Origin of the sequence: Bacteroides ilei, from assembly GCF_900128495.1 — a bacterium.
Classification (GTDB): domain Bacteria; phylum Bacteroidota; class Bacteroidia; order Bacteroidales; family Bacteroidaceae; genus Phocaeicola; species Phocaeicola ilei.
Map to the genome: position 1 here is coordinate 42,317 of NZ_LT635803.1, position 25,733 is coordinate 68,049.

Sequence of the window (25,733 nt, forward strand, 5' to 3'; positions counted from 1 at the left end):
ATTACTCGTTATATCTTAGTACTTACCGAAGGTTATTCGCAATGAATAATCAGCAGCGGTATCTAAGGAAAGTTTGGATTTGATTTCAACTGTTTCTTTCTGATACGGTTTTATGGCAGCCAATTTTGTTTGTCCGAGTAATTTTTCTTTTCCCTTGATATTTCCATAAATATACAGATCCGTAGGTGTAGAAGCGATCTGACCAAAGTTCTCGACCATCACTTTTATCATAGACTTTCCGTCGGAAGTTACGACGGACGGTTTGCGGGCAGACAGGATCGGCTCGATATATTTTACCCAGGGTAGGCGGGTATAACCGAACAGCATGCTGCCATCCTTTTTCTTTCCGATGAGTTTAGGGGCAAATTCCTCTTCCGTAATACCGTTTCCGTGTCCGTCGAAGATGACAACCAGGTCTTTCCCTGATTTCTCTGTCCGGATCGGTTTACAGCCTCTACCAAAATTGACTTCTGTGGAAGCTCCGAAACGCAGGGAGGAAATATCTATATCTGTTTGTGGGTCAAATTCTGGTTCTGCTTTGATCAGCAGGCGAATTTCTTTTGTCTGAGGAGTAATGGGCTTTTTGTCCAGTAATGTCATCAGGACTCCCGGATTCAACGGGAGGCAGATGTTCTTGGAACTATGCCGGTCATTGGGCTTGTCTTCATTCTTTAAGGTGTCAATAACGGCAAAATTTGCCTGGATTGCCCGTCCCTGTTCATCCTGAAAGATTTTAAGCCGTTCATACTTGAACCAGTCTTCTTTGGTCCCGTCTTTATGAACGGCAATTCCCGGCATATAGGCTTCACCCGGATCGGTTACCCATTTGACACCATCTTTAGAACGGAGGTAAAAGGCGACACGTCCTAACCAGTCGTTGACAATTGCGTTATATTGTACCGAGTCTCTCCATACAACCGGATCTTCAAATTCACCTTCGACCGGAGGGTAAATGCGTTGGTCGCTGATTTGGTTATAGGTAGATAATCCGGTTTGGCTGATCCATACACCACCTCCGCGACAAATCATCAGATAGGACCCGTCTTCACGTTGGGTAAAAGTAAGGTTAGACAAGCCTTCAATGATTTTCCGGTCTCTTGGATCAAAGTCAAAAATCTGTCTGGTCCAGGGGCCGTTAATGTTGTCTGCCAGGTAATAATGGTCAATTACATATATGACATATTTCCCCGACCGTGTTTTAAAAGCTTCCGGGTTATGGCCCGGGCCGATGGTATCTTGGATGAGATATGGTCCGAACCGATTGTCAGAAACCGTATGGTAAACGATGGAGTTAGGCCATTCATGATGTCCTTTGGGAGAGTCTTCCCGCCAGCCACAGACAAAAAGATGGTATTTCCCGTCATCTCCTTTTAATATGTTGCCTCCCCAATAAGAACGGACCTGATCTTCTATGCCATTGTCTATAAAGCGGGGGATAACTTGCTGCGCCCCCCAGGTATCAGAGCTCAATTTGCCGTCTGGCATAGGAAGAAAACGGTCGGCAAAACGTCCGCCTTCCACCAACTGGTCCCAGGAGGCCGGTCTTTCACGTTCAGTAACCTGTGCCGACATTAAGGAGCCTATACAGAGAAAGGTCAGCATACTATACATTCTTTTTTTCATACGCGCACACTTTTCAGATGAATATAAAATAAAAAGAAGTCATAACTCAGAACAAAGATAGTTGATTATTCCTTTTTGTGCAATTCAATGGGCATTGATTCAAGCAAAAGTGTGAGTTTGAGAAATTATCCATTTTTTTGATGCAGAAAGCTATTTTGCATTTATCCGTAAGAATCCTTTTTGTTTATCGGATGTCATTGATATCTGTAGATTCTTTCCAGCAGTTTATTACCTAATAAAGGGCGATAGTGTCCTGATTCATAATAGTTATGGTAATCTTCTGTAAATTCGTTAATACCACTGAAATCATATACATTTTCTTTTCCGAAAATGCTTTGCAAGAATTTTCTGTCGTCCGGATGCAGTTCTTTCTGGTTATAATCCGGACTGATTATGACACGTACTGAGGTGTTATGACGACGCAGGACTTTCCTGATTTCCTTCAACAGCACACGCTGCCGCTGAAACAGGACAGGCTCTTCTACCACAGCAATACCCTTCCGTTCGGGAAACTCCTGTTTACGGTTTCTCCAGTACGCCTCACCTTCCTGCTCAATCATCTTCTCACGTGGATTGAATGAATCATTGTTCCGTGAGTCGCGTATCCTTCCATAAGGATTCATCCGCTTCATGTCTGGTTCCACACGTCCTGTGATTCTATATTTCAGATAAGGGAACAGAAAGTCCGGCATTGTGAAAGCCTGCATGAATTCCATCTGTACAGCAAACGGATTACGGCCCGATATAGCAGTCGGGAGTATATGGCTGGGACCTGTCAGGAGTTCGGAACGTGAAAGCGAAGTCCGGTCAAGAACCAGCAGTACATTTTTTATTTCTGCCCCTTCCTTTTCAAGGGCATGAAGCTTGAGACTTATCGCCTTCAAACTCTCTCCATTCCCGAAAAGACGGATGGCACGGTCGCCGGGGGAAAGGTATTTTTCCCACTCCGCACAACGGAAGGCCATGGTAGATGAATTACCCAAGATAAAAGAATTGAAATGCACGCTGTCCTTATGGTTCCGGTATATTTGCCAACCCACATGATGCTCGTTCAGCATGACATCCGAATCATACACGTCGTATTTGCGAAGGACCATGAAAGGATCGTCATACACGTAAAGGGCCATCAAAGCCCAGAATGGGAGGGCAAACCACAGCGACTTTCGGACAAGTCGCAGGAAAGCAGCACGTTTACGGATGGGTGCGTCCGTAATAGTTTCCGGTATTTTTTCCATCAGAATTGCAGATATATGAAGTTTTCCGTGCCGAACTTCCCATAAGCGAACACGGCAAACACAATTAAATAATACACGGTCCAACGGACGAAGGCAGGCTGGTTCTCTAAACGCAGGTGCAAGTCGCCTTTGGACATAAAAAAGTCATAAAGCAGTATCAGCAACCAGGCACTGCCAGCTACGATGCAGATATGGTCGGACATGCCGATATTGATTTCTTTCCAGCTCGCACGAGGCTGAAAAGAGATGTTCCGCAGGAAATAGAACGCGTCTGAAACAGACTGTGCCTTGAAGAACACCAGCGATACGGCAAAAATGAGATAGGTGCGGACAACCGAAAACGTGGCGAACAGCCGTTCTCCAATCTGTTTCCTTATCTTGTTCCGTATTTTCTCCGTCCTCAGTTCCCACACAATCACAAGCCCCTGAATGAATCCATAGACGGCAAATGTCCATCCCGCACCGTGCCATATACCCAACGCAATGAAGGTCACCATGAGGCTTGCCGCCACACCTCCTTGTCCCCAACGGCGAGTGAATGATGACAAAGGAAGAAAAAGGTAATCCCGCACCCAGGAGGAAAGAGAGATATGCCAGCGGCGCCAGAACTCAGCCGTGGTCTGGGCGGCAAAGGGATGCGCGAAGTTGGGTGACAGTTTCAATCCAAACAACATGCCTGTTCCAATCGCCATGTCCGTGTAGCCGGAGAAGTCGGCATACAGTTCGATGGGATAGAGCAGGCAAGCCATAAGCAGTTGTACACCTGAGGCGGTGTGCATCGAATCGAACACACCGTCAATGTAGGGCGCTATATGGTCGGCAAGCACCAGCTTCTTCACCAATCCCACCACAATCAGCTTCAGGCCGTAGGTCATCATGGAATAGGAGGCAGGAGAGAGTCTTCGGACTTGCGGGAGCAAATCGGCGGACCGTTCAATGGGGCCCGACAGGAACTTCATGAACAGGAGCATATAAAGCAGGAAATCCATCAGATTCCGCTCCGCCTTTTCTTCCTCCCAATAGACTTCCGTCAAGTAGCCGATGGCCTGAAAGGTGTAGAACGACATGCCCAACGGGAAAACAATGCCGGAGTTTCCGGTCAACTGGTGGGCATAACGGAAACCAATCCAGCAGAGGACGAGAGAGAAGATACTGCTCCAGTAAATCAAGCGGGAGCCTTTTCCTTTTTCACAGGCCCGCTCAATCCGTATCGCCGCACCGTAGGTGAAAAGACTTACGACCAGTGCCGTGACAAGAAATACGAGATTGAAGTAGCCGATGAAAACACTACTTGCCGTAAGCAGAATCCGCTTCCGCCCTTTCTCTCCGACAAAATGGTATAAGGTGAAACAGAACAGGAGCAGCAGGACAAATTCAAGGGAAATGAATGGCATTGCTTTTCCCTCCTTATTTGGCCTTATTCAGGATAGTCTGGCAAAGATCGCCCACATTTTTCAGTTTCACTATCTCACGAAACGTGAAACGCACCCCGAACTTCTTCTCAATCTCGGTGAGCAGTACCATATTGGTCAGCGAATCCCATCCCTCCACCTCGTGGGCCGTAGTGCTTTCGGTCAATGTGATGTTGTCTCTCTTCAATATTTTTCTGAATATTCCGTTCAGGATTTCCAATAATTCTTTCGTTTCCATATACTTGATTGTTTTTGATTTATTGAGTGATGAATTTTAATAATTGCTTCCGGTCAGTTTTGTTGCTGTTGTTTTGTGGAAAACAAGGGATGAAATGAATGTGCCGGGGGCACATGTAAGACGGCAGATGGCTTTGCATGTACTGTTCCAGGTGTGCCGTATCTTCCGCCTCCCTCTCTACGGCCAGGTGCAGCTCACAACTTCCGTCAGGGGTATAAACCGGCAGCACCACCGCGTTACAACTATGTCGGTAAAACGCCATGACGTGATATTCAATCTCGCCCAATTCTATTCTGAAACCTTGTATCTTTACCTGTGTGTCTTTGCGGCCGCAATAAACGATGTCTCCGTCCGTATCTGCCAGACAGAGATCGCCGGTACGGTAATAGAGTTTTCCGGAGGAATCCGTCACAAAACACTCGGCCGTCTTTTCGGGAGCACCCCAATATCCGCTCATGAGTTGAGGTCCGGAAATCCACAGTTCACCCGTCTCTCCGGCCGGAAGTGGCTTGCCCGAAGGGGATGCAATCAGATAGTCCATTCCCTGAAAAGGTTTCCCGATTGCCGCCATGCCGTTATGGTGTTTGGCCCCTTCAGCCGGGATGACATACGAAGTGCAGTAGATGGTCGCTTCGGTCGGTCCGTACAGATTGACGACCGTGGCATTGGGTATGCAAGGGCGAAATTCGTGGAGCAGATTCACGTCGGTGGCCTCAGCGGTGACGACGAGATAGCGTAAGTCCGGGAAACAGATTTCCCCGAAATAAGGACGTGACAACCGAAGCACGGAAGGAGCTACAGCCGCAAACGTAAGTCGATGACGTTCCATTATATCCAGCACGTTCAAGTATTTCATTCCTTTCTGCGGCACAGCATAAACACACGCGCCGAGGGTGAGGGGATAGAGAAACGACACGACAGAGACATCGAATGTCAGTTCGAACATCTGAAGCATACGGTCGTTTTCATCCAGTTGCCATCCTAAAGCCCGATAAGCCTGATAGAACGCATTCAGGTTCTTCCGGGAGATGGGGACACCCTTGGGTTCGCCTGTACTTCCGGACGTGAAGATGATGTAGGCGGGCACATCGGAATCAACCTCATCAACGCCGGACGGCAAAGCAAGCCGATGGGAGGGGAGAGACACCCGTATGGCCTTGATGTCAGCGGAAAGCATGTGGCTATTTTTCCCACTGTAAAGCAACAGGCCGATGCCGGATTGCCGGGCTATCCGAGCGTTGCGCTCTGCCGGATAATCGGGATGTAACATGACGTATGTTTTCCCGGAAAGTAGCACACCCAAAATGGATGCGTAGGTTTCCATACGGTTTTCAGCCGTGATGCCAACCATGTCTCCGTGGAGATTTCTCAGTGTTTCACAAATACTTCCTGCCAGTCCGAATAATTCCTGATAGGTATAGGTCCGGTCGTCAAGGACCAGTGCCGGACGCATGGCATAACGGTTCGCAGTCAGGACCATGGCTGCCAGCATATTTGCGTCATTTTTCTTTTCCATATCCTCTGCTTATATTTTCTTGTTGTGCTTTCGGTTCATACAGTACTCTGTTTTTCCTTTGGTGGCACCGGAGTTAATCCCAAGCATCCACAAAAAATGAGGGAAGGGCAATACCCATTGCTCGGTATTTCCATTTTTATTGTTTTCATCTTTTTTTTATAGAACTGAAATTGACACAAAAACCACTATTCCATAACTGTGAATATTGGTTAAATATAAGAATGTAAACTTTGTGGACACCATCACGTATTAATCTTGAAGTTTTACTTATATGGTGATCTGCTAGAAACGAGGTTATATTAAGTATTGAAGCTGCTAGAAGTAAGGATATGGAATCATACCATGTTGTTGATTTTGGTACTGGCGTGAGATTATTGAAAGTGGCTGTAATTTATGGAGCAAATGCTTCGGGTAAGAGTAATATTATCAAGGTTTGTGATTTTATCAAGTCATTCATTACTTATACTCCACTTAATAAGGCAGAACAAATTCAATAGTTCCGTTTCTCCTGAATAAAATAAGTGTTCAAGACAGTTGTCTGAATATTCAATTTTTTTACTATTTAAAGAATGAAGAGAAAGCCATTCGTTATGTCTATTCAATAGCTTTAGACAGATGGCTCGTAGTAAAAGAAAGTTTAATTGACGATACAGTATGTGTACATCGTTGATTATCAATAGTATAGCGCTCTAAAAGGTACAACCAGCAGGTTGGCAAGTATCTGATAATGTGTAAGTTAGTGATTTTTAGCACCATTCTCTGCTTGTACCTCCATTTTGGAAAGTAAAAGTAAGTGTAATTTCTTGAATATCAAAATGTGCGGTACAAAAACTTGTGAAAAATGGCGTTTTTTGATGAGAAAAGGTACAAAAATGGCTCTGAAACCGAAGGGGAGCATTATGATTATTTTGCGAAGGACTCAGTCTTCAACAAATAGGCATAAATCGGGGCCTATAATGAGATTTCAGCAGCCATAAGAGCCTTGAGATAGTTCAGTTGCTGTGTGGTCAGTACCTTGGTGATTGTTATAAACAACAGACTTATGTGACAGCGGTCGCTATTTTTTTAAGATAGCCTTAACAGTAATAATTTGAACAGAAAAGGAAGTATTATTTCTTTTTCTGTTCAAATTATTGCTTTCTTTCTATAAATAATATATTGTTTGTTATCTGTAAAATATCAGCCTTATGAATAATATAATAGCATTTAATATCTCCAACGCCCAATAATATGACCAAAGCAGATTTCAACAGGAATAAATTTAAAAATTTATCTCTGTAACACATCATAAAATAAGGTAAAACTGCTATATTTGCATATTATATGATATGTTGAGCTATGACAAAAAGTACAATGGGTACCAAGTTGCCAAGAAAATTGGAGCAGAAGATGCTGATAGTAGGTGAGCAGATCAGGCTGGCCAGATTACGCAGAAATCTCAGTATTGCCCAAGTTGCCGAACGTGCCACCTGTTCACCTCTTACGGTTTCGCGCATAGAAAAAGGTGTACCAACTGTTGCAATTGGCATTTATCTAAGGGTGCTCTATGCGCTTCAACTGGATGATGATATTCTTCTGCTTGCAAAAGAAGATGCAATGGGAAAAGCATTACAAGATTTAAGTTTGAAAAAGCGAGAGAGAGCATCTAAAAAAGAATAAGCTAGTATGAAACGACTACTCTAATTTGCCGAATACCTAGTTATACTAAAATTATTAATGCTGTGCGAATGTAACCAAGATTGACGATTACGGAGAAGAAAAAAGAAACCAGCATTAGCGTAATTACTATTCAAAAGTTATCGGATCAGTTGACCTAGAAATAGTATGTGAAGGAGGAAGAGAAAGAAAAGTCTTTGATAGTGTTTTTAATCTGATGACATATCATTAATAAGTTATATGTAGTCATTGATTTCTAAATAATAAAATGCAATAATGGCAAACTTGATTTCATATTTTACTAAAAACAGCATTTTGAGTGCGAGCGCGGGGCTTGAGATATATGATTTTACAGGTGATTCTATAGCTTTTGTACAGGATTGTGTACGGCGTTTTCGGGAAGCATATATCAGCGAAGAAAAACTTGAAAGAATTGTAGCTGAGTCCAAAACAGCTACAAGAAAAGATGCTATAGAACGACGACTGCCTCAAAAGGCATCAAATAAAGCAGGTGATTTTGGTGAGATTCTATCATATTATCTCTGGACAGAGACGTTTGCTAGTGATGCAAATATACGCCCAATGAAAATCAGGTGGAAAGAACACCCTGACATGCCTAGTCATTTGGTAGATGTTATCCTCCTCAGACGTGTAGATGAAGACAGTGCCTGCCCTGATGATAAGATGTACACGATTGAATCTAAAGTGTGGACCTCGCCAATGAAAGAAGGTCATAGTTCTTTGACGGATGCCTTAAGCGATGCTATTAAAGACAAAACAGAACGTGCCGCAAAAACAATACCTTATCTTGTGTCACAATATGAGCGAGATGATGAATACGCTTTGGCAGATCAAGTTCGACGGTTTGGTGATCCCGTAAACTATCCTTATATTAAAAAGCATTTTGCGATAGCAATAGTTGAGTCAACCCAAGCGAATGACCATATTGCAAACTTTAATAAAGTATTGCAGGCAGCAAACACTAATATCCCTGTGTATTTGCTTCCTATTGCTGATTTGAAGAACATATATAATCAACTTTACCTTGATATTCCGAATAACTGATGGCAGACATATTAGAAGAGTGGATTAATGATGCAAATGCGTACGAATTACTCAATACTTACAGGATTGAGCAACAAGTTTTATACCCATTTGTAAATAAAAGTGAAGATTTCTATATCTCATTGTTGAACAGGATGTTCTTTACCATGAGGAATAGGAAACAGACGTCGGAAGATAAGAAAGAACGTCTTTTGCGGATAGTAACAGGTTTATTGGTTTATTCTGAAGAAACAACAGCAAGCAATTTTAATGGTGTAAACCGAAATAACAATCTTCTTTATATTGCAGCGATTTACTATCTATGTGAGTATAATGCACTGTCGCAATTGTTTATGTGGAGAGCGAAGGGGTATGAATTTGAAAATGAATCTGCTCAATTGCTTTACAGCATAATGGCTGGGTCTGAGAAGTATGCAAATAAAGAGAATAAACTCTGTTTGCTATTGAAAAAATATATGTTGACGGGGAATGAAGATGCACTAAATGCTATAGATGATAGGTTGCGAGAGAAGATAGAACAAAATGCTTATCTGAGTTTGGATGATTTCTTTGATACACATGTGGCTGCGTGGGTGATAGAACGGTTTCGTGAGAGTAACCTATGGAAGGTCTTAATTCCTCATGGTGGTAAAGAAATTTGGGGCGAATATATAGCTTATTCTGCCAAGCATCATATCTATGCATTGCTACCATCACAAGAAGATGCTATCTGCAATGGGCTTTTAGACTATACACGTTCGTTTAGCTTGAAGATGCCAACTAGTGCAGGTAAGACTTTTCTTACTGAGTTATTGGTATTTCAAGAATTAAGGAATAATCCAAATGCAAAAATATTATACTTAGCTCCATTGCGGTCGTTAAGTCGTGAGTTGAAAGAACGCTATGGCAGGCTTTCACACGAATTTGGTTTTGATTTTCGTGCCGCTTATGGTGGTTGTACGGCATCTGCTGAAGAGGAAACTATTGAGAATGCTAAATTACTAATAGCTACGCCTGAGACTTTTACTACTTTGGAAGGAACAATAGATGACCTTACGGAAGGATATACCTTGGTGATATGTGATGAAGGACAGCTGTTAGAAGATAGGAACAGAGGGGTCAACTACGAGTTGTTGTTGACTCGTTTGAAGAGAAATGAGCATACTAGGTTCCTTTTTATCTCTGCAATTATACCTAATATATCGGATGTAAATCAATGGCTTGGCGGGGCAGTTGGCGAAGTGGGGGACAGTACATATAGACCGTGCAAAATACGATTTGCACTGGCGATGAAGGAAAATGGTAATATCGCAGTGCAATATGCAAATGATGCAATAGACGGCTGGTCGGTAGAAGTTAATAACTTTTTAAATGATAGGCAGGCAAAACAGGTTGGTGCTACCCAAAAATCATTAAGTTGTGCATTATCCCTAAAGGCAATGGAGGCAGGACCGGTAATGCTTTATTGCTCTATGAAGGATGGCGCACGTGGTTGTATAAAACATGCGGAGGAAGTTCTTAATATACTAAGTAATAAAGCTTTCAAGAAACCATCTTCTTTCGTTCAGAATGTGGATTGGTTATCAAAAGTTATTGAATACTGTACATTTCAATTTGGTGATAATTACCGTCTTACTCAATGCGTGAAAGAAGGCTTTGCATACCATCATGGACAAATACCTCAGGACATTAGAGAATTAATAGAGATATCTATCGCAAAGAAATCTCTACAACTTATTATATGTACAAAGACACTTTCTGAGGGTATCAATATGCCCATTAAGACTGCTGTGCTTGCAAATATAACGAATCCTGCTGACGGAACCTTCAAGAATATTCTTGAATTGAGAGACTTAAGGAATATTGTAGGAAGGGTCGGCAGAGCTGGTAAGGAGCCATATGGTCTTGTACTTGTACCTATTAACGGCGATAATATAGTACCTGCCAAGAAGGTAATACAAGTGATTCATAATGAAATAAATGTGGAGCGAGCAAATGGGGCACTTTATTATATAGTACAGCAAATACGTAATAAGGGATTAGTAACCGATGAAGAAATCAATGCCTTTTTAGAGTCGGAGGGAGTAGCAGAACAAATAGATAAATTGATCAATCTCAATGAAGATGATACTGAGCTTATTGAGATTAATTTGGATAATATAATAGAAGATTCTCTTGCATATTATTTAGGGGATGAAGGGACAAAGAAAGAGGTTAAAAAGATTTTCACTATTCGTTATGAGCATCTACGAAATACTTTACCTAATGATGAGTATGACAAGTATTTGCATGTCGGGATGCCCCTTGCTGACTATAATGTGTTGAAACGCTTATTTTCCGACAAGACGGCTGAAGATTTTGAAATACACAATCCTATGGATGCAGGATGGATTCACCTGATAATAGAAACAATCTATGCTTTGGAATCAGTGAAACATGATTTAACTTATGTTTCGAAATCGAAGCCATTGTTCGGAATACATAAAGATTTAACATTAGCTGAGAGAATTCTTACGTGCTGGATATGTGGAAAACAATATGTGGAGATTGCTGTTGAGTGCGGATGCTCGATTGAACAAGCAGCACTCTATGTTGACTTTATTCAAAGAATTATAGCTGTGAAGGCGCAAGCTGTCGTGTCGTACATCGAAGAGACCTATCAGATTGAATCTACTTTGATGCAACTTTGGCCAGATATGGTTAAACGAGGTGTTTCTGATAAAAAGGCTCTCTGGCTAATTGATTCTGGCTTGGGTGACCGTGTTGTGGTTAATATGCTGGCATCTTACTTTGATGGTTATAACCTCTATGAGGATGATAAAGCCACGTTTTTACATGTTATTACTCATAATGCAGCTATAGACAAATATGTGATGGAAAGTCCTATTCCAGTACTGCTAAAAGAACGGTGGAAGCAGTATATGAGTGCTAACAGCTAGATGTAAAATTACTATGGCAGCTTTAGCGTAAGCATCCGATAAAATACACATTGTAAGGCCATCCACTCTTCCGTTACTTTGCCAATAAAAAAGCCATGAAACGAATAATGAGTAAAGAAGAGTTCCTGTCTGTTTATGAAAGACAACAGGCCAGTGGCCTGACCATAAAAGATTTCTGTGAGAATGAGGCCTATTCATCCTCCTGTTTCCATTATTGGAAGAAGAAATTCGGCCTGGGCCGTACTTACACCAACCATCCGGACAAGCTTCCCGATGATACGTTCATTCCATTGGATCTGTGTCGCAGGGGCAATCTCCCGTCAGGGTCGGGTGGCGACGTAACAATAGAGCTTCCTTCCGGAATCAGGATCCACCTTGACAGCCATGGAAACCCTGAACTGACATTTGGATTGATACACAAATTATGCGGCCATGTTCTGTCTGAATGATACCATGCGCTATTTCCTGTGTCCCGGAAAGACGGACATGCGCAAGGGAATCAATTCTCTGTGCGGAGTGGTTCACGACCGGATGGGACATGACGTCCGTCTGGGCGATGTCTTCATCTTCATAAACAGAAGCAGGACCACCATGAAGCTCCTCCATGCTGAAGACGGCGGCATGGTATTGTATGTGAAACGTCTGGAAGAGGGCACATTCCGGCTGCCGGCCTATGACAGCCGGAGCAGGTCTTATCCGATGGAGTGGCGCGACCTGGTCATGATGGTGGAAGGAATCAGTGACAATCCGAACGAGAGGCTGAAAAGGTTGAAAGCCAGTAGAAAGGATGGCTTCTATTGAAAGTTTTTTCATGTATCCGGTTGCGTATCTGCCGAAAAATCAGTATCTTTACATTATATAAAGAGATAGAAACGGATGATTCAGCAGGATACAATGGAACAGATAATCAGGAGTCAGCAGGAGCAGATAGCCGGTCTCCTGGAGGCCAACCGTTCCCTTGTCGAATCCAACGGAAAACTGCTGGAACAGACGGATGCGCTGCAACGGAAGATACAGGAACTGCTCTCACAGATAGCATGGCTGAACCGTCAGCTTTTCGGGCGGAGGAGTGAGAAGCTGGCAGCCCTGGATCCCAACCAGCTCTCCCTGTTTGATCCCATTCCTGCAACCGGACAGAGTGAAGACATCCGGGAAGAGGACAGCAGCGCAGCGGCTCCTTCAAAAGCAAAGCCTGATGGAAAGAAGAAGGAATCCCGGCGTAACCGCGAACTCCTGGAGGGACTGCCGGTAGTTGAAGTGGTAATTGAACCCGACCGGGTGGATTTGGACCGTTACAGACGGATCGGCGAGGAACGTACCCGTACGCTGGAATTTGAACCGGGCAGGCTGTATGTAAAGGAGACTGTCCGTCCCAAATATGGACTGAAAGACAACCTGAGTCTTCCCAAGGAAGGTGAAAGCGGCGTAATCATTGCTCCGCTTCCACCTTCTCCTGTTTACAAATGTCTGGCCGGTTCCACCATGCTGGCCGAAATGCTCCTGCAGAAATACGAATATCACGTTCCATTCTACAGGCAGGTCAAGGAGTTCCGCCATCTGGGGGTCCGTCTTTCCGAAAGCACACTGAGCGGCTGGTTCAAGCCCGTGTGTGAACTGCTGAGACCACTTTATGACGAGCTGGTCCGGCTGGTTGTCGGCTGCGGATATGTTCAGGCGGACGAGACCACTGTAAGGGTAATCAGCAAGGGAAAGGGGAAGGCCGACAAGGAGTATCTGTGGATGGTCAGGGCGGTCATGGAAAAGCTGGTCATCTTCCATTACGATGACGGCTCCCGTTCGGGCCAGACGATAAGGAAACTGCTGAAGGACTTCAAGGGATATCTGCAGAGTGACGGTTACAGTGCCTACAATGTATTTGAAGGTACTGAAGGAGTGTGCCTCATAGCCTGCCTGGCCCATATCAGACGTCATTTTGAGATGGCTCTGGAGGAAAACAGAAGTCTGGCGGAGCATGCCTTGAAAATAATACAGGAGATTTATCGGACAGAGCACTTTGCCGACTCCCGGGAATATACGCCGGAAGAACGGCGTGAACTGCGGAACCGTCAGTCCGCCCCCCCTGCTGGATTCCTTTGAAAAGTGGATGGAAAGCACATATATCAAGGTCCCACCCAAAAGCCGGATGGGACAGGCTATCTCCTATGCGTATCCGTTATGGTCCAGAATGAAGGCCTGTCTTAAAGACGGCAATATAAAGATAGACAATAATCTGGCCGAAAATGCGATACGTCCTCTGACGCTCTCAAGAAAGAACTTCCTCTTCTGCGGGAATCATGAAGCCGCGGAAAATACAGCGGTCATCTGTTCACTGCTTGCCACCTGCAAGGCACAGGAAGTCAATCCAAGAGAATGGCTGAATGATGTCATTGCCAGGCTTCCATATTATCAGGAAAAAGACTCCGGCAAAGATATCCGGGAACTGCTTCCGGATGTCTGGAATATATGTACTTGTGTCACCGATTATGGTATTGACGCATTATATTATAAGCTAGAGGAGTATATAAAAGAATATATTGAACATCCAAACCATGATCATAGTATCGCTGCTTCCAAAGCATTAAGTATTATATCGGAAGGCGACTATGGCTGGGATATAGACAAATATAAGGAGTTGTTTAATTCAATTCAAGATGATAGTATTACAAGTATAAAAATGCAGTGTAATGCCATAATGATTAAAAAGTTTCAAGATCCTGATGCAATAAAGTGGAGAATTGAGTATTTAAAAAACAATATAGTAAAAACTTCCCATAATCATACTGGACATGTGCGTGCAGTTTCACATGAAGAATCTGAGATACTTAGCACAAATCCACATATGTTTAGATGTTTCATGGAAATAAAAGATAGAGAAATGTTGGCCACACAAATGCTGGACTTATTCGATTTCGGGCTAACATTATGTACAAATCCAGAAACACAGGAATACGCACGTTATCTTCTTACTCAGATATACTTTTTCTTCGTAAATATGCGGAATAGAGATTATATCTCAATATTAAGAGAAAAGGTAGAGGCCTTTAATGCGACAAATGTAAGTTATCTGGCCACTAATATCATGAATAATGCAGAAATGCTGTTCCTAAAAAACGAAAAGTCAAACATCGGTAAGGCTATTAAACTATATAACAAATGTATTGAAGGTTCACATTTAAGTATTCGGAATGATGGTGATTTAAGACGTTATTTTACCCAAATCTATTGCGAAGTCCAAAAGGAAATACAAGACCAAGGTATATATGCATTGGTTCGCCAAGATGCTTTAAATGAGGATTTTATTCAAAGAGAGTTGAAAAACACAATTATCAACAAATGTTGTCAAATGGGGCTAGAAACTATTCGAGTAGACAGAGAAGTTACTCTTCAAGATAATAAACGTACAGATCTTCTCATTCGATATGGTTTATGCAAACCGATTATGGTAGAACTTAAATTACTTCATAATAAAGAAATTCAAAATAAAAGAGAACGATTGGAATATAAGAAAAAGTTTATCCAATATAAAAAGGCAACAGATGCTTGCCTATCTGTATTTTGGGTATTTGATGTTCATAGAAAAGGTAGTAAGTATTCTAATTTCAAAGTTTTGGAAGCAGAGTATAAAGATTTATCCCATACTATAGTCTTGCTGACAGACTGTAAATGTAGTAGTGGTACTGAAACAGGTATGCAAAAAGTTCATAATAAAAAGAAATAAATTGGCAACAAGCATAGCCCATTCAAGAAAATTAAGGAGAGGAAAATCCTCTCATTAATAAGGAATCGACATTACACTTCCGTTTCTTCAACGGAACCCCATAATTATATTGTCCGAAAAATCCTCTGTGGATAAGATACTGCCAACGCCAGAATTGTATTCTTAGATACGATACTTGAGCAACAAAAAAGGCGCCCGTAAAGAGCGCCATATTAATCGATTATAATCAATTTAGCTATTTGATAATCAGATATTTACTTGCCGATGCAAAAATGCTTGAATATATTCCCCAGCACCTCATCGGTCGTAATTTCCCCGCCCACAATCTCTGCCAAGTGGAAGAGACATTCACGGAGGTCTTGTGAAACCAAGTCACCGGAGAGATGCATGGCCAGTCCGTCCTGTACGCGGTGGATAGCCTCCAACGCATGACTCAAAGCCTCGTAGTGGCGGATGTTGCTCACCACCACATCGTTCTGTGAGAGGTCGGGCAGGGCGGCGAAGTCCACCAACTGCTTCTGAAGCTGGGAAAGTCCCTCTTTCTGTTTGGCCGAAAGGGAGAGTACACACACATCTTCCGGCAAGTCGGGGAGAGCCGCTTTCAGGCGAGCAAGCTGTGCATCCGCCGAAGAAGCAGTATTATCTGTAGAAGGTTCTGCCGATGAAAGCAAATCTGCCTTGTTGAGCACAATCACCAGGTGCTTGCCTTTGCAGCGGGGCAGAATCTTTCCGGCCAGTTCACGGTATTGCGCCTCGGCACAAGTGGCGTCGATGACCCAAAGCACGATGTCGGCCTGGTCCAGTTTCTGGAAACTCCTTTCGATACCCAGGCTTTCAATGGTGTCGGTCGTTTCACGGATTCCTGCGGTATCAATAAAGCGGAAGGTGATGCCGCCCAGGTTCATGGTATCCTCGATGACGTCGCGCGTAGTACCGTGGATGTCGCTTACGATGGCGCGTTCTTCGTTCAGAAGGGCATTCAGCAGGGTAGATTTCCCGGCATTGGTTTCGCCTACGATGGCCACGGGAACTCCGTTCTTGAGGGCATTTCCTACGCTGAACGTATCCACAAGGTGATGGATGACGTGCTCAATCTGCCGGGCGATGTCTTCCAGTTCCGAACGGTCGGCAAACTCCAGTTCCTCGTGGTCGCTGAAATCGAGCTCCAGTTCCATGAGGGAGGTGAGGTGGAGCAGCTTGTCGCGCAGGGTGGCCAGTTCCCGACTGAAACCGCCGCGCATCTGGTTCATGGCCATCCGATGGGTAGCGGCGGAGGTAGAGGCGATGAGGTCGGCCACAGCTTCGGCCTGGCTCAAATCCATCTTGCCGTTCAGGAAGGCACGTTGGGTATATTCACCCGGTCCGGCGGCACGGCATCCTTGCCGGATAAGGAGCTGCATCACTTGCTGGAGAATGTAGCTCGAACCGTGGCAGGAGATTTCCGTAGAGTCTTCTCCCGTATAGGAATGAGGGCCTCGGAAAAGGCTGACCAGCACTTCGTCGATAATCTCTCCATCGGGTGTAAGAATGTGGCCGAAAGTGAGGGTATAGGGTTCTCGCTCGGCCAGCGGTTTGCCGGAAACGGGCTTGAAGATGCGGTCGGTGAGGGTGATGGCTTCCGGACCCGACACGCGGATGGTGCCGATGGCTCCACCTTGGGCGGTAGCGATGGCACAGATGGTATCTTGGGTTTGTAGTATGTTCACGTGCGTATTGCTTTTAGGTGTTGCTTAAAAAATCCTTGCAAAGATACGGTTTTCGGGTTACATCCGGAAGGGGAGTCGACAGATTTATACGTGTAGGTAGAGGGTCTGTACCAGCATATCGACTACTTTTTCGAGGAATTCGCGGTCGGTGTCGTCGAATGTGGCCAACTGGTCGCTGTCGATGTCGAGCACGCCCCGGACCTCACCGTCGGCAATCATCGGCACCACGATTTCGGAGCGGGAGAGAGAACTGCAGGCTATGTGACCGGGGAACTGGTCTACGTCGGGCACGACCTGGGTACGTGCTTCGGCCCAGGCGGTACCGCATACGCCGCGTCCTTTCTTGATGCGGTAGCAGGCCACGCTGCCTTGGAACGGGCCGAGGTGGAGCTCGCCTTCTTGAACGAGGTAGAAGCCTATCCAGAAGAATCCGAATGCTTCTTTCAGGGCGGCACTGGTGTTGGCCAATACACTGATTTCGTTTTTCTCACCTTCTATCAGTGGGGCGAACTGTTCAAGGAATTGTGCGTAACGCTGACGCTTGTCGGTAAGGTTGGATTTGAAACTTGCTTCCATGTGTATGAATTTTCAGACAGAAAAACAGGCTCTCTTCCGGAGAAGGGAACCTGTTGGTTGATAATAAGTTCATTAGATTCGTTCCAGAACGACCTTAATCAGGTCGTCAATCTTGCTCTTGTATCCGGTATTGGCTTCCTTGGCCACGCGGTTGGCTATGACCATGCACACGGTGGTGGCTTTATGGCCTTGCAGACGGGCCAGTCCGGCCAGGGCCGAGCTTTCCATCTCGAAGTTGGTGATACGGTGTCCCTGGTACTCGAAACTTTCGATTTTTTCGTTCTGGTGCGGGTCGGCCAAAGGGATACGGAGCTGACGTCCCTGCGGACCGAAGAAGCCGCCACAGGCTACGGTCACGCCACGTACCATATCGGTTCCGGCGATGCGGTCCACCAGTTCCTTGTCGGCATGGATCACGTAGGGAGCCGGGGCGCAGAGGTTGCCGGTCCAGCCCAGGTGGTTGAGCAGGGCACGCTCCATGGGCAGATCACAAACGGCATTGCGACCTTCGTAGAAGTTCAGGAGGCCGTCGAATCCCACGGATACTTCGGAACAGATGAAGGTGCCTACAGGCGTGTAGGGTTGCAGACCGCCACAGGTGCCGATACGCACGATCTCCAGCGGACGGAAGGTATCGTTTTCTTCACGGGTCTGGAAATTGATGTTGGCCAGCGCATCGATTTCGTTCATCACGATATCGATGTTGTCACATCCGATACCGGTGGAGGTCACCATGATGCGTTTGCCTTTGTAAGTTCCGGTAATGGTATGAAACTCACGGCTTTCCACTTCACATTCGCGTGTGTCGAAGTGGGAAGCCACGAGTGCCACGCGTCCGGGGTCGCCCACCAGGATGATTTTGTCGGCCAGGTGTTCCGGTTTCACGTGTAGATGGAATACAGAACCGTCTTCATTGATGATCAGTTCTGAAGGGGGAAAATACTTTTTCATAAGCGTAATGGTTGTTAGAATCAAAACTGCTTTTCAAATAGAATCATATTTCTCAACTGCTTTTTCGAAGGTCGCCTGTACAGCGCTGAATTGCTTCGGCTTGAAATCTTACTCAGTTGTTTATTTGCTTAACGGCTGATTGTTGTCGTCCGTAACAGGCCGGGCAATGCTGCTCCGCATGTCGGTGTCGGCCTGGATGTTCTTCATCCGGTAGTAGTCCATGATACCGAGGTTGCCGCTCCGGAAGGCGTCGGCCATGGCTTTCGGCACTTCGGCTTCGGCCTGTATCACGTTGGCGCGGGCTTCTTCGGCCTTGGCTTTCATTTCCTGTTCCAGAGCTACGGCCATGGCACGGCGTTCTTCTGCCTTGGCCTGCGCGATGTTCTTGTCGGCGTTGGCCTGGTCAATCTGCAGGGAGGCACCGATGTTACGGCCGATGTCGATGTCGGCTATATCGATGGACAGGATTTCGAAGGCAGTGCCGGCATCCAGTCCCTTGCGCAGCACGAGCTTGGAGATGGAATCGGGATTTTCGAGTACCGACTTGTGGTTTTCGGAAGAACCGATGGAGGAGACGATGCCTTCGCCTACACGGGCCAGTACGGTATCTTCACCGGCACCGCCCACCAGTTGGCGGATATTGGCGCGTACGGTTACACGGGCCTTGGCTATCAACTGGATACCGTCCTTGGCCACAGCGGTGACGGGAGGCGTATCAATCACTTTCGGGTTGACCGACATCTGCACGGCTTCGAACACGTCGCGTCCGGCCAGGTCGATGCTGGTTGCCATCTTGAAAGAGAGTTCGATGTTGGCTTTGGAGGCCGATACCAGGGCATGTACCACTTTCTCTACATGTCCGCCGGCCATATAGTGTGCTTCCAGATCGTCGCGGGTAATGTTGCTCAGTCCGGCCTTGTGAGCCTCGATCATGGCCGGTACAATGGTGTAGGGCGGAACCTTACGGATACGCATCAGGAAGAGCTGTATCAGCGAAATCTTTACACCCGATACCTTGGCCGAGAGCCAGAGGAAGAAGGGTACGTAATGGAAGAAGATGACCAGGATGATGATGACGGCTACGGCCGCCAGCACGATGGGGAAGAGGTTGATTTCGTATTCCATAGTTCGTTATGGTTTAAAGTTAATACATTCTGTTTGTGGATTTACAGGGGAGGGTACAGGTCATGCCTGCGTGCGTTTCACGTAGACTACCCCGTTGTTGATGCGGCTGATTTCAATACGGCTGTGCTCATCGATAAAGCCGTCGGCCGACTGCACTTCGATGATGTGACCGTTGATTTCGGCATTCCCGATGAGGGTGAGGCGGGTGATGGCCGTCCCCTTGTCGCCTACCTGCAGGTTGGAACCTTCCAGCGGATCGGGCCGGTAGTCGAGGGTCTTCTTCAGCGACAGGCGGTCTACCGTTTTGGAGCGCATGAACCAGACGGTTACGCCTACTACTCCCACAGCCGCTACGGCCAGGGTGATGAACCCTGCCTGCATACCCATGTTGGTGAATGCAAAATATACGGCATAGATGAGGCTGGCAGCCGATGCGAGTCCTGCCAGACTGATACCCGGAATGAGGAATACTTCTACGATGAAAAACAGGAGTCCGGCAAGGATCAGTCCTGCGATAATCAGTGTTCCCATGGTGATAGGCTTTATGTGTTTCTATTTGATTTTCTGCAGTTCGGTATTGCGGATGTCTTTGGCCATTCGGGCAAGTCCTTCCTGCATTTCCCTGACACGTTTCTCCTTGTCGAGGATACCCGGTGCCAGCTGTGCCTTTCCGTCGGCATTGCTTTTGCTGTAGTCGGTACGGAGCTTGTCCAGCGATGTTTCCAGTTCGGCCAGGTCTTTTCCGGTCTGCCGGTATTGCTGGAACATTTCACGGGCTTCTCCGGAACGGAAGTCCTCCAGTGTATGGTAGATATGCGTGTCATTGATGACGAAACGGAAATCTCCCTTGCTTCGCTGCTGTTCTTCTCCGGCATACTTCACCTGTGCCAGCTGCTGTTTGCCCAGACGGAGCTTGTCCTTGTCGGTCCAGGTGGAGCTGATGGAGCGCAGACTGGCGTCGGCTATGATGGCCTGCAGATCGGTATTTTCATAATCGTACGTTTCTTTGCTCTCGTTCGGGACGAATACATAGACACAGACTTTGCCTTCGGGCTGGAAACGGTCGGAAGCGAACCACCCCAGGTTATGCACATCGTCTATGGCATACATATAGTCGTTATAGGGCGAGTTGAACGGCATGCCCATGTTGTCGGGGCGGAAGTAGCTGTTGCTTTCCGAATCATACCGGGTGACGAAAATGTCGTATCCTCCGAGGCTTTCCTTACCCTTGGCGGCGTAATAGAGCGTGATGCCGTCGGATGCCACGAACGGATAGTTCAGGTCGGTACCTTCTTCGGTAATTCCTCCCTTGAGCGGTTCGGGAGTACTCCACCGGTCTATCAGTCTGATGCTGGAATAAAGGGCTGTCCCGTCGCCGGATGCCTGGGTGATGATTTTCTTGTCGTCCATCTCATTGGTGTAGCTGGTAGTGACGCCGTCCTCGTTCATGCTCACGGTTCCTGCCTGGCTGCCCAGTTTGAATGCGGTAAGGAACTGGTCCTTGTCGACCACGAAACTGTCTACCACCACCACCTTTTCGGTACCTTTCAGCATGCGGTCGCCCAGACGTGAACGTTCCATTTCCTCTTCTCCCAGTATGGGATCTTCCTTTTTCTTTTCGCGCATCGATATGTACAGCTCGAGGTTTTCCATGGCATCTTCGAAGCGGTACATGTCATTATAGAGCCGGGCTACGTAGAGGTAGGCGTTGATGACACGCCGTTTGGCACTCATCTGGAGGTAGGGAAGGGCCTCTTCCCTGGCTCCGGTCTCGTAACAGCAGGCACCGTACCAGAAATTGTAGTTGGCGTTGCTCGGAGCCTGTTTTACCAGTTTCTGGAATACGGGTTTGGCCTTGGCGAACTCTCCTTCGAGAAACCAGTCCTTGGCCTGTTGCAATGTTTGTGTAAAGGCGGTCCCTGTACAGCACAGGGCCATCAGTGCCAGCGCATATTTCTTGTTCATGATTTTTCGTGTTGTCAATTAAGTGTTTTTCAAAAATACAAGTTTCTTTTGAATTTCGGCCGTTTTCGTCTATTCTATTTTTCAAATTCTTTCCCGAATCGGTTTTTTGATGTAATTTTGCGTCGTTTTTGATGGACCGTTATGGGAAAACTGACTGAAGAGGATAAACTGATGCGCCGTATCGCGAAACGTTTCAACAAGGGCGTCGTACAGTACGGGCTGATTGAAGAGGGCGACAGGATTCTGGTTGGACTGTCGGGCGGAAAGGACTCGCTGGCGTTGCTGGAACTCTTGGCCAACCGTTCACGTATATACAAGCCTCGCTTTTCGGTGGTGGCGGCGCATGTGGTGATGACAAATATCCCCTACAAGTCGGATATGGATTACCTGAAAGAGTATGCCGAGGGACTTGGAGTGCCTTTCGTGCGGTATGAAACGTCGTTCGATCCGTCGACCGACACCCGCAAGTCGCCGTGTTTCCTCTGCTCGTGGAACCGTCGCAAGGCTCTGTTTACTGTAGCCAAGGAACAGGGGTGCAACAAGATTGCGCTGGGCCACCACATGGATGATATTCTGGAGACCTTGCTGATGAACATGACTTTCCAGGGAGCATTCAGCACGATGCCGCCCAAGCTGGTGATGCGTAAGTTCGACATGACGATTATCCGCCCGATGTGTCTGGTGCATGAAGCCGACCTGCTGGAGATGGCTGCCGTGCGCGGATACCGGAAACAGATCAAGAACTGTCCGTATGAGACGGATTCACACCGTTCGGACATGAAGGAGGTGCTGCACAGACTGGAGGAAATGAATCCTGAGGCACGATACAGCCTGTGGGGGAGCATGAACAACATTCAGACCGACCTGCTGCCGGAGGAGGCGGAAGGTACGGGCGACAGGAATTGACGGAATTAATAGAGAACCTGAAACTAAAATAGGAGTAGAAGATATGTTTTCACAAGGAGTTTATTCGATCGTACTGCTGATCTTTTCAAACATCTTCATGACGTTTGCGTGGTACGGTCATTTGAAAATGCGTGAAGAATTCAGCTGGTTCGCGGCATTGCCGCTGATAGGTGTCATCGCTTTCAGCTGGGCCATCGCTTTCTTTGAGTATTGCCTGCAGGTGCCGGCAAACCGTCTGGGATTCAAGGACAGCGGAGGTCCGTTCGACATCATGCAGCTCAAGGTTATCCAGGAAGTCATTACCTTGACCGTGTTTACCGTTTTCTCGATGATTGCCTTCAAGATGGAATTGAAATGGAATCATCTGGCAGCTTTTTTCTGCCTGATTCTGGCGGTCTATTTCGTGTTCAAGAAATGACGGATGAATTTTGACTTGTCCTTTTCCGGAAATGGCTTGACGGTTTTCGGGGAAGAACAAGTGAAACTGATAAAAAGGCCAAGGCGTTTCCGATGAAAGTTCAAGTTCTTTCATGGAAACGCCTTGGCTTTTTTTCTTGGGGCCCGGATAGCGGGTCAGTTCTGTTTTTCCTTGTATTGCCGTATCTGTTTTTCGAGGTCGTACACGCTGTTCTGCAAACCTCTTTCCTGTTCTCTTCTGAGTTGTTGCTGGCGTCGGATGGAATCTTCGGCCATCCGTTGGCGGATGTAGTAGGTAAAGCGTGAAACTCCTTCCTCGGGCTCTTTCTTTTCCTGCTTCTCCTGTGGCTTCTTTCCGGTTTCCGTTTTTGCCGGGGCTTTCTGGCGTGCAGAGGCTGTAGAGTCCTGTTCTCCGGTCCGGTAGACGGGAAGCAGAGGCTGAACGGGGAACTGGTTGTGCAGTACCGGAGCTTCACTCATATCGATGCCGGACGACGTATAGCTGTTGGCGGCAGCAAATGTAGAGTCGGCCGCTATGCTGTCACGCCGGCTCAAGACAATCCCTTCCTTGCGGAAGTAGGTCGGAAATTTGGCGCTGTCGGCAGCCGTAGGAATGTAGTTTTTATAGGTCTTCCAGGCATTGGCATGTTTGCGGTTGTGCGCCAGCATTCTTCCTCTGGGCGTAAGGACATCGTACAGGAAACCGTTGATGTCGGCTGAGATGACAACAGAACCTCCGGAGCCCATCCCGTTGCTGATCCGGTCATACATAGGACCCGGACTGGCCGGAAGCGAATGACCGTAATTCTCGTCCAACGCCGGACGGAACGGGTTGAGTGTCCAGTAGATTTTCCATTCCTTGTGTGGATTGGGAAGCACGTCGTAAACCGGATTTTCACCGAATTTGGTCCAGATGGTATATGGTTCGGGGCGTATCCATGCTTCAGGGCTTTTTACCCGGGTGCTGTCGGTTAGACTACGCGGCATAGAGAGGTCTTTTTTGAATTTCATCCAGCTTTTGTCGATGGGGGCCTCCAGCATGCGGGGGGCCTTGTCGTCGGGCTGTGCCGAGAAGTCGAACTGGATCATGCGTACGGCTTCATCGTTGAGCTTCAGCTCCTTTTCTTCCTTTGTGTTCTGCGCGGCGGCCGGAATTCCGCTGCACAGCAGCAGGAGTGTAACGCCGCTGATTGTAATTTTGTGTCTTTTCATTGTGTCTGTGTGTTAGAGTCCTTTCACCCTTCCTCCCTGCATCCAGTATTTCTTGTAGTAAGGTTCGTTCAGGCTGCTTACGATGACGCCTGCGTTGCTGGCGTGGATGAACTTGCTGTCCTTGAGGTAGATCCCTACATGGTTGGCGGTACGTTTGTTCCGTCCGTTATGGAAGAATACCAGGTCGCCTTCCCTGAGGTTCCGTTTGGCTACCTTGCGGCAGTTCTTTTTCCGCTGCTTCTCGGAACTTCGCTGCAGTTTCTTGCGGTAGACAGTCTTGTAGATGTTGCAGGTCAACCCCGAGCAGTCCACTCCCTTCCGGGTGTTTCCTCCTGTCCGGTACGGCACACCGATCCATTTCGACGACTCGATGTAGAGCTTGTGGTTGTCGTCCTTGTCGATATCCATCTCAAGCCGTATGGCGGCCTGTGCCAGTGCCTGATAGTCGTACCGGGGGGCACGTGTACCGCACGATGACAAGGCCAGCGTAAAGAGTGTGCCGATAAGGAGAAGGATGCCTGATATGTATTTTTGTCTGTGCATATGCGCTGTTTCTATAGCTATATAAAAACAAATATATAGAAAATGCTGGAAGGGGGGACTGGTAACCGGTTGAAATTTCAATAAATTAAACATCCGGACCTGTATGGACGTTTTTTTAATCTTTATTTAATGAAATTCCCTCTAAGGGTATCAGGGAGCAACATTCCTGTATATCCATAGAGGGAATCCGGTTGTCAAACCGGGTTAAATTTCAGTTTGAACCGTGCATACGGCCTGTCTTTTTCATTCCTGTATCTCGAAATAGGTTTCGAGTTCCTTTTCGGCGTTTCCGTCTACGTTTCCGATGTCACGGATAATCTTTCCGTGCTCAAGCAGAATGATGTGCGAGCTGATGTCGACGGTATGGTTCAGGTTGTGGCTCGAAACGAGGATGGTAGCTCCGGTCTGTTCATGGTATTCGCGGAGCAGGTGTTTCAAGGCCGACTGCGAGCTGGGATCGAGGAAGTTGAAGGGCTCGTCCAGGACCAGCAGTTGCGGACGGTTGAGCAGGGCTGCCAGAATTCCCACTTTCTGCTTGTTCCCGGCCGATAGGTTGCGGATCAGTTTCTTCTGCCCCAGAATTTCGCCGTTCATGAACCGGCTGTAGGGTTCCAGGCGTGTGTCCACTTCGTCCTTGTTCAGGCTGCACATCTTTCCTACAAAGTAGAAGTATTCTTCGGGAGTGAGGTAGTCTATCAGGAAACTTTCGTCCATGTAGGCTCCCGTAATGTCTTTCCAGTCCTCACTCTGTGCCACTTCGGTATCACCTATCCGTACATGTCCGCTGTCGGCTTTCAGCAGATCGAGGATGAGGCGGAACAGGGTGGTCTTTCCGGCCCCGTTGTTGCCTACCAGACCGATGATTTCACCTCCTTTGATCACATAGCTGTCGATGTCGAGGGCTACGTGTGAGCCGTAGCATTTCTTGAGTTGTTCTATTGTTATGTCCAT

Annotated in this window: 21 protein-coding genes and 2 pseudogenes; 9 read left to right on the forward strand and 14 right to left on the reverse strand. The window is 46.7% G+C overall.

What is annotated here, in order from left to right:
* Window positions 1–15: 15 nt before the first annotated feature.
* From BQ7489_RS16720 to BQ7489_RS16740, 5 genes are all read right to left on the reverse strand, one after another.
* Window positions 16–1,623, reverse strand: coding sequence for a glycoside hydrolase family protein (locus BQ7489_RS16720; protein WP_072532304.1), 1,608 nt, complete (start codon window positions 1,621–1,623; stop codon window positions 16–18).
* Window positions 1,624–1,817: 194 nt separating this feature from the next.
* The gene (locus BQ7489_RS16725; RefSeq protein WP_072532305.1) at window positions 1,818–2,858 is read right to left on the reverse strand and encodes a histidine kinase; all 1,041 of its coding nucleotides are present in this window, start codon (window positions 2,856–2,858) and stop codon (window positions 1,818–1,820) included.
* The gene (locus tag BQ7489_RS16730) at window positions 2,858–4,252 is read right to left on the reverse strand and encodes an MBOAT family O-acyltransferase (RefSeq protein WP_072532306.1); all 1,395 of its coding nucleotides are present in this window, start codon (window positions 4,250–4,252) and stop codon (window positions 2,858–2,860) included. The genes BQ7489_RS16725 and BQ7489_RS16730 overlap by 1 nt, the downstream gene beginning before the upstream one ends.
* A gap of 13 nt (window positions 4,253–4,265) precedes the next feature.
* Window positions 4,266–4,508 carry an acyl carrier protein gene (locus BQ7489_RS16735; RefSeq protein ID WP_072532307.1) on the reverse strand — a complete coding sequence of 81 codons (243 nt, stop codon included), beginning with the start codon at window positions 4,506–4,508 and terminating at the stop codon, window positions 4,266–4,268.
* A 19-nt stretch (window positions 4,509–4,527) separates the two neighbouring features.
* Window positions 4,528–6,024 (reverse strand): amino acid adenylation domain-containing protein, encoded by a 1,497-nt coding sequence (locus BQ7489_RS16740; RefSeq protein WP_072532308.1) that lies wholly within the window; start codon window positions 6,022–6,024, stop codon window positions 4,528–4,530.
* 296 nt (window positions 6,025–6,320) lie between these two features.
* Here BQ7489_RS16740 and BQ7489_RS16745 point away from each other — a divergent pair.
* The 7 genes and pseudogenes from BQ7489_RS16745 to tnpC form a co-directional block, all read left to right on the forward strand.
* Window positions 6,321–6,667, forward strand: a pseudogene (locus BQ7489_RS16745) (AAA family ATPase); the annotation flags it as partial.
* 695 nt (window positions 6,668–7,362) lie between these two features.
* A complete protein-coding gene (locus BQ7489_RS16750) occupies window positions 7,363–7,683 on the forward strand; it encodes a helix-turn-helix domain-containing protein (RefSeq protein ID WP_008151786.1) in 321 nt (106 codons plus the stop codon).
* A 273-nt stretch (window positions 7,684–7,956) separates the two neighbouring features.
* Window positions 7,957–8,745, forward strand: a complete 789-nt coding sequence (locus BQ7489_RS16755) for a Hachiman antiphage defense system protein HamA (RefSeq protein ID WP_072532309.1) — start codon at window positions 7,957–7,959, stop codon at window positions 8,743–8,745.
* Window positions 8,745–11,663 (forward strand): DEAD/DEAH box helicase, encoded by a 2,919-nt coding sequence (locus BQ7489_RS16760; RefSeq protein ID WP_072532310.1) that lies wholly within the window; start codon window positions 8,745–8,747, stop codon window positions 11,661–11,663. Before BQ7489_RS16755 ends, BQ7489_RS16760 begins: the two co-directional genes overlap by 1 nt.
* A 95-nt stretch (window positions 11,664–11,758) precedes the next feature.
* The gene (tnpA, locus tag BQ7489_RS16765) at window positions 11,759–12,112 is read left to right on the forward strand and encodes an IS66 family insertion sequence element accessory protein TnpA (RefSeq protein ID WP_072532311.1); all 354 of its coding nucleotides are present in this window, start codon (window positions 11,759–11,761) and stop codon (window positions 12,110–12,112) included.
* On the forward strand, window positions 12,096–12,464 hold the full coding sequence (gene tnpB, locus BQ7489_RS16770) for an IS66 family insertion sequence element accessory protein TnpB (RefSeq protein ID WP_013617076.1): 369 nt from the start codon (window positions 12,096–12,098) through the stop codon (window positions 12,462–12,464). The genes tnpA and tnpB overlap by 17 nt, the downstream gene beginning before the upstream one ends.
* Before the next feature lie 75 nt (window positions 12,465–12,539).
* Window positions 12,540–14,127: pseudogene (gene tnpC / locus BQ7489_RS16775) on the forward strand (IS66 family transposase); the annotation flags it as partial.
* A gap of 1,508 nt (window positions 14,128–15,635) precedes the next feature.
* Here the strand turns inward: tnpC and mnmE are convergent.
* The 6 genes from mnmE to BQ7489_RS16805 form a co-directional block, all read right to left on the reverse strand.
* Entirely contained in the window at window positions 15,636–17,087 is a 1,452-nt protein-coding gene (mnmE, locus tag BQ7489_RS16780) for a tRNA uridine-5-carboxymethylaminomethyl(34) synthesis GTPase MnmE (RefSeq protein WP_083580741.1), read from the reverse strand.
* A gap of 84 nt (window positions 17,088–17,171) precedes the next feature.
* Complete coding sequence (locus BQ7489_RS16785) at window positions 17,172–17,663, reverse strand: GAF domain-containing protein (protein WP_072532312.1); 492 nt, start codon at window positions 17,661–17,663, stop codon at window positions 17,172–17,174.
* A 72-nt stretch (window positions 17,664–17,735) separates the two neighbouring features.
* A complete protein-coding gene (locus BQ7489_RS16790; RefSeq protein ID WP_072532313.1) occupies window positions 17,736–18,614 on the reverse strand; it encodes a nucleoside phosphorylase in 879 nt (292 codons plus the stop codon).
* Between the two features lie 120 nt (window positions 18,615–18,734).
* On the reverse strand, window positions 18,735–19,739 hold the full coding sequence (floA, locus tag BQ7489_RS16795) for a flotillin-like protein FloA (RefSeq protein WP_072532314.1): 1,005 nt from the start codon (window positions 19,737–19,739) through the stop codon (window positions 18,735–18,737).
* A gap of 60 nt (window positions 19,740–19,799) precedes the next feature.
* A complete protein-coding gene (locus tag BQ7489_RS16800) occupies window positions 19,800–20,270 on the reverse strand; it encodes an NfeD family protein (RefSeq protein WP_072532315.1) in 471 nt (156 codons plus the stop codon).
* A 21-nt stretch (window positions 20,271–20,291) separates the two neighbouring features.
* Complete coding sequence (locus tag BQ7489_RS16805; protein WP_072532316.1) at window positions 20,292–21,704, reverse strand: tetratricopeptide repeat protein; 1,413 nt, start codon at window positions 21,702–21,704, stop codon at window positions 20,292–20,294.
* 141 nt (window positions 21,705–21,845) lie between these two features.
* Here BQ7489_RS16805 and BQ7489_RS16810 point away from each other — a divergent pair, with 141 nt between their 5' ends.
* Together BQ7489_RS16810 and BQ7489_RS16815 are read left to right on the forward strand one after the other, a co-directional pair.
* Window positions 21,846–22,610 carry a PP-loop family protein gene (locus tag BQ7489_RS16810; protein ID WP_072532317.1) on the forward strand — a complete coding sequence of 255 codons (765 nt, stop codon included), beginning with the start codon at window positions 21,846–21,848 and terminating at the stop codon, window positions 22,608–22,610.
* 43 nt (window positions 22,611–22,653) lie between these two features.
* Entirely contained in the window at window positions 22,654–23,028 is a 375-nt protein-coding gene (locus BQ7489_RS16815; RefSeq protein WP_072532318.1) for a DMT family protein, read from the forward strand.
* 155 nt (window positions 23,029–23,183) lie between these two features.
* Here the strand turns inward: BQ7489_RS16815 and BQ7489_RS16820 are convergent, their stop codons facing one another.
* The 3 genes from BQ7489_RS16820 to BQ7489_RS16830 all read right to left on the reverse strand — a co-directional run bounded on the left by BQ7489_RS16820 (window position 23,184) and on the right by BQ7489_RS16830 (window position 25,733).
* Window positions 23,184–24,239 carry a hypothetical protein gene (locus BQ7489_RS16820; protein WP_083580743.1) on the reverse strand — a complete coding sequence of 352 codons (1,056 nt, stop codon included), beginning with the start codon at window positions 24,237–24,239 and terminating at the stop codon, window positions 23,184–23,186.
* Window positions 24,240–24,251: 12 nt separating this feature from the next.
* Window positions 24,252–24,782, reverse strand: a complete 531-nt coding sequence (locus BQ7489_RS16825) for a C40 family peptidase (RefSeq protein ID WP_072532319.1) — start codon at window positions 24,780–24,782, stop codon at window positions 24,252–24,254.
* Between the two features lie 243 nt (window positions 24,783–25,025).
* Window positions 25,026–25,733: an ABC transporter ATP-binding protein gene (locus BQ7489_RS16830; protein ID WP_072532320.1), complete on the reverse strand. Its 708-nt coding sequence runs from the start codon at window positions 25,731–25,733 to the stop codon at window positions 25,026–25,028.